The 3,097-nt window shown below is 30.2% G+C and carries 3 protein-coding genes and 1 pseudogene; all 4 read left to right on the top strand.

Translation table 11 applies throughout. The features are described from left to right. On the top strand, nt 1-552 hold a 552-nt coding region (locus Q5O30_RS07815; protein ID WP_302674642.1), incomplete at its 5' end, for a hypothetical protein. 736 nt (nt 553-1,288) lie between these two features. Beyond that, complete coding sequence (locus Q5O30_RS07810; RefSeq protein WP_021953196.1) at nt 1,289-2,107, top strand: sigma-E processing peptidase SpoIIGA; 819 nt, start codon at nt 1,289-1,291, stop codon at nt 2,105-2,107. A 10-nt stretch (nt 2,108-2,117) separates the two neighbouring features. Next, a complete protein-coding gene (gene sigE, locus Q5O30_RS07805) occupies nt 2,118-2,855 on the top strand; it encodes an RNA polymerase sporulation sigma factor SigE (RefSeq protein WP_021953195.1) in 738 nt (245 codons plus the stop codon). A gap of 75 nt (nt 2,856-2,930) precedes the next feature. Continuing rightward, a pseudogene (locus Q5O30_RS07800) lies at nt 2,931-3,097 on the top strand (RNA polymerase sigma-G factor); the annotation flags it as partial.

Here is a 3,097-nt window from a genome sequence, read left to right as displayed (position 1 = left end):
GATGTAAAAGCAGATTTTTCAGTAGACTCTGTAAACATTAATGTTAATAATCAGAATATAAAATATAATATTTCAAAAATGCATTTTGCTAACACGGAAGGTTATTGGGGCGAAAAATATAATACTAAAAAAAGAGATTTTGTATATGATTGTGAAAAAACTTTTTTGTTTCAAAATATTCCAAAGAATGATGTTCAGATAATTACTTTAGAAATTCAAAATGATTGCACAATAAGTGAATTTAATTGTCTTGACTTTGTTTCAATTAATAATTTGGCAGTAAAAGTCAACGGAAATAAGACTGATTTTTCTGATGGTATATCGGTGAAAAAAGGAGACAAAGTTTCTTTTGAGTATACTTTAGATTATAAAGAAAAAGTTTCATCTATGGATTTGTTAAAAACAACATTATATATTACATATATGGACAAGGATAAGGAAAAACTTGCATTTATCGATGAACAGGGACTTATGATTATTAATTATCAAAATGATAATTTTGTGAAAGAATACATTGATAATGAATTAGCAAAGAAAGAACAATCAAAGTAAATTAAATACATTTGGCATATATTTTTTCTTCTGTGCAAAACGACAAAAAAACGTTTCATAAAATTGTTTAAAACTATTCTGTATTGTCGAAATCGACAAAAATTGAATAAAATGCACAAAAATACTTTACAAAATCAAAAAAATATAGTAAATTGTAACTACAAACAAGAAAACTAAATACAGAAAATCTTCTAAAAATATTGTCATATAAATTTAGAGAATGCTTCGTAGAAGTTAAAGGTTGTATCGGAAACAGCTGATAACAAAAGGTAAGATGCTACGGATGGGAAGCCTGGAACATTAAAATAAATATTTTAAAGAAGGCATATAAGTAATTAGGATGTAGGAAGGTCTTACGGATAAAGAATACGAAGAAGTGAATAGAATGATAGTAGAAGTGGGAGAATGACAAGGAAGTCATTTGAAGAGAAACGGATTTATCCCCAGTTTGGAGGGAGAGGTAGTTTATTAAGTAGTTTTATTTGATAATATTTTAGAGGAAAAGGTATTTGAATCGGGGCATCCGGTACATTAACGAGTGTAATGTATCGGGTGTCCTTTTTTGTGCTTAATACATATTAACTTGCACAGGTGACTATGTGTTTTATTTATAGGCATGTATTTAAGAAAAAAGCTTAACCAATGGAATATATATATGATTAAATTTTCAACCGGTGCACACTTCGACAGACTTTTAAAAAACATATGGGTATAATTAACTTAAAAGGGGACAAAGATGACACAAACTATATACTTAGATGTTTATTTTGGATTTAATTTCCTAATGGATTTCTTAGTTTTGCTTATATTAGGAATAATAATTAAAACAAAGAAACATATTGCAAGAACCGTTATTTCTGCCATAATCGGAGGAATATATGCAACAATTGTATTAATGTTAAAGTTGGAAGGGGGGATAACATACTTTTTAACATATATGATTATGGCAGAAGTTCTTATTGTAATTGCATTTGGTGGGGACAATTTAAAGGCTAATTTAAGAAATATTGCAATTTTATATTCCATAACATTTCTACTTAACGGACTTCTTAACCTTCTGTATTTTAATTTGGAAAATAAAAATATAGTGCAGGGAGCTCAAAATACATATTATGGAAAAACAAATATTTTTATTATATTGCTTGTGGGAATAATGGTATGCGTTATTGTGAAGTATGGAAGGGAAAAAATTTTGAACTATATAAAAAGAGTAGGGAATATTTATACGGCTTACCTGTTTATTAATGACACTAAAATCTCGGCGATAGCATTGCGGGACACGGGAAACAGCCTTATAGAACCTGTCACAAAAAAGCCGGTATCAATTATTGAGGAGGATAAACTGGCAGAAGCCGATATGGAGAATATGAAATATATTTTTGTACCCTATAATACTGTTGGAAAATCCCACGGACTGATGAAAGCTTTTGTGGTAGATAAACTTGTAGTCAATGACATTACCACGGAAAAGGCAATAATAGGAATATATAAAGGAAAATTAAGCCAAAATAATAAGTATGAAATGATTTTGAACCCGGATATATTAAATAAATAAGGAGAATACAATGCTTTTAGAAACAATAAAAACCTTTGTAAATATTAATAAATTGCCATTTTTTAGTGGAATAATAATAAAAAAAGAGGGGGATTTACATTACATAGGAGGAAATGAAGTGCTGCCACCGCCTCTTAGTGCCAAAGAGGAATATCAGTGTATAAAAAGCTTAATTGAAGAGGAAAACATGGAGGCACGTTCTAAGCTTATTGAACATAATTTGCGGTTAGTTGTATATATTGCAAAGAAATTCGATAATACAGGTGTGGGAGTGGAGGATTTAATATCCATAGGAACCATCGGACTGATAAAGGGAATTAACACCTTTAATCCAACTAAGAACATAAAGCTGGCTACATATGCGTCAAGATGTATTGAAAATGAAATATTAATGTATTTAAGAAAAAACAATAAAACTAAGCTGGAGGTTTCTATAGATGAACCGCTGAATGTGGATTGGGACGGAAATGAATTATTACTTTCCGATATATTAGGAACCGATGAAGATGTTATTTCAAGAGGAATTGAAAATGAGGTGGAGAAAAGGCTTTTATATAAGGCTATAGAAAAACTAAATACCAGAGAGAAGGTAATTGTGGAAATGCGTTACGGATTAAACAACGTTGATGGGGAGGAAATGACGCAAAAGGAGGTGGCAGACAGCCTTGGAATATCCCAGTCATATATTTCAAGATTAGAAAAGAAAATAATTAAAAGGTTAAAAAGGGAAATAGTAAAATTTGAATAAATATAATAATTAAGAATAGGGAGCCATAAATTGGGCAAATTATATCTATGAAAGATATTTTGCAGGGGGATTTTTATGGCTCTTTTTAAAGTTGAAATATGTGGTGTAAACACATCTAAGTTGCCGCTTTTAAGTGAAAAAAGAAAAAAAGAACTGTTTCAGGAAATAAAAAAAGGCAACATGGAGGCAAGAGAAGAATTTATTCAGGGAAATCTGCGACTGGTACTTAGTATTTTGCAGCG

This window comes from Eubacterium sp. CAG:161, from assembly GCF_000432355.1.
Classification (GTDB): domain Bacteria; phylum Bacillota; class Clostridia; order Lachnospirales; family Lachnospiraceae; genus Eubacterium_G; species Eubacterium_G segne.
This window is presented reverse-complemented; position numbering and strand designations above follow the sequence as displayed.